Raw genomic sequence first — 1,480 nt, 5'->3', positions numbered from 1 at the left:
GACTGTCGCGGTTCAGATCGCCAAGCGCAGTGAGTTGCATACCTTCGCCGTTATCCCCAAGCGTTGGGTGGTGGAACGCAGCTTTGCCTGGTTGGAGAAGAATCGACGGCTGTGGAAGAACTGTGAGCGCTTACCCAACACCAGCTTGCAGTTTATTCACCTGGCCTTCCTGGCCGTTCTACTCAAAAGACTTTGAACAGACTCTGAGCGATTCCAAGTTACTAAAAGCAACAGAACCAACTAATAATTGAAAGTGGGGTAGATTAAGATGGGGTTACTACAGAATAAGTCATTCTTATTTCGAGCTATCCCCACCGAAGAAAAACCAGTGAGGACAGCGTAAAAGCTTACAGCATAGTAGCAAATAGCAGCTGTGCTGCTTTCAGAAAGTTAGTTCACAACAGGCGTGAGATGCACAGCTAGTGCGACTAATCCAGCTAATAGTACCAATAAAAATACACTGGCAAATATCATGTTCTTGGTGGTGTCAGTATCGCTGCCTTTTTCCACTGTACTCATTTTTCGTAACCCCTTTATTGTATGAATTAGAAACGAAACAATGATGAACTAAATTTACATCCTCTTTGTTGATTCAAATCAACAAAGAGGATGTAATCAACCAAAAATATTGTAGTGGTCTAATTTGTCCGGACACATCGATAGGTGGAGAATCCACCACCCGATGAGTTTTAAATGAAAAGGAAATGCAAGCAATTTGATACCAGCTTCAAACTAGAAATCGTACATATGATTAAGAAACAGGGGCTGAGCATATTCCACGTCAGTGAAAGCATGAGCATCGGCCAGAGCACCATCCGTCGCAGGGTGACTCAATATGAATCAGAACAAAGTGAGAATTCTGGCATCGGCAATCCGCTCACTGCCGAACAACAACTTATCCGCTAGCTTGAGCAGTAAAACCGGCAATTGAAGATGGATGTCGATATCTTAAGAAAGGCGTCAGCCTTCTTTGCTGGGCAACTGAAATGTGAACCGCCCCGGGTTTTGAGGAGGCTCCACTATCTGAGAAGATGGAGCCATGAACAAATCAAATAAATATTCCCCCGAAGTAAGAGCGCGCGCAGTCCGTCTGGTGCAGGAACACCGCAGTGAGTATCCCTCGCTGTGGTCGACGATTGAATCCATTGCGCCGAAGATCGGCTGTTCAGCCCACACATTGCTTGAATGGGTGCGCAAACACGAGACTGATACCGGCTTGCGAGACGGTGTGACCAGTGAAGAGCGCGACCGCATCAAAGCCCTGGAACGCGAAGTAAAGGAATTGCGCAAGGCGAATGAGATTCTGAAGCTGGCCAGTGCTTTTTTCGCTCAGGCGGAGCTCGACCGCAAACTCAAATCCTGAGATCGTTCATCGACCAGTACCGCGACGCCCATGGGGTCGAGCCGATCTGCAAGGTTTTGCAGGTCGCCCCATCAGGGTATCGGCGATATTCCGCGCAACAGCGTAATCCGGCTTTGC

3 protein-coding genes, 1 pseudogene and 1 other annotated feature are annotated in these 1,480 nt (G+C 47.6%); of the genes and pseudogenes, 3 read left to right on the top strand and 1 reads right to left on the bottom strand.

Annotation, left to right across the window (positions count from 1 at the left end; genetic code table 11):
• Positions 1–196: transposase (locus tag ABF86_RS12220; protein ID WP_160803651.1), on the top strand; the 196-nt coding region annotated here is incomplete at its 5' end.
• 194 nt (positions 197–390) lie between these two features.
• Here the strand turns inward: ABF86_RS12220 and ABF86_RS13145 are convergent.
• Positions 391–519 carry a hypothetical protein gene (locus tag ABF86_RS13145; protein WP_256201608.1) on the bottom strand — a complete coding sequence of 43 codons (129 nt, stop codon included), beginning with the start codon at positions 517–519 and terminating at the stop codon, positions 391–393.
• Positions 520–693: 174 nt separating this feature from the next.
• On the opposite strand from ABF86_RS13145, the gene ABF86_RS12215 reads away from it, so the two are divergent.
• Together ABF86_RS12215 and ABF86_RS12210 are read left to right on the top strand one after the other, a co-directional pair.
• A complete protein-coding gene (locus ABF86_RS12215; protein WP_074456519.1) occupies positions 694–906 on the top strand; it encodes a transposase in 213 nt (70 codons plus the stop codon).
• Positions 907–1,039: 133 nt separating this feature from the next.
• Positions 1,040–1,480 (top strand): annotated as a pseudogene (locus ABF86_RS12210) (transposase); the annotation flags it as partial.
• Positions 1,318–1,434 (top strand) — a sequence feature (AL1L pseudoknot). Its footprint overlaps the pseudogene before it by 117 nt.

The sequence above is a fragment of the Nitrosomonas sp. GH22 genome (assembly GCF_009833115.1).
Taxonomy (GTDB): domain Bacteria; phylum Pseudomonadota; class Gammaproteobacteria; order Burkholderiales; family Nitrosomonadaceae; genus Nitrosomonas; species Nitrosomonas eutropha.
Note: the sequence above shows the minus strand (reverse complement) of the source record. Positions and strands in the feature narration are given on the sequence as shown.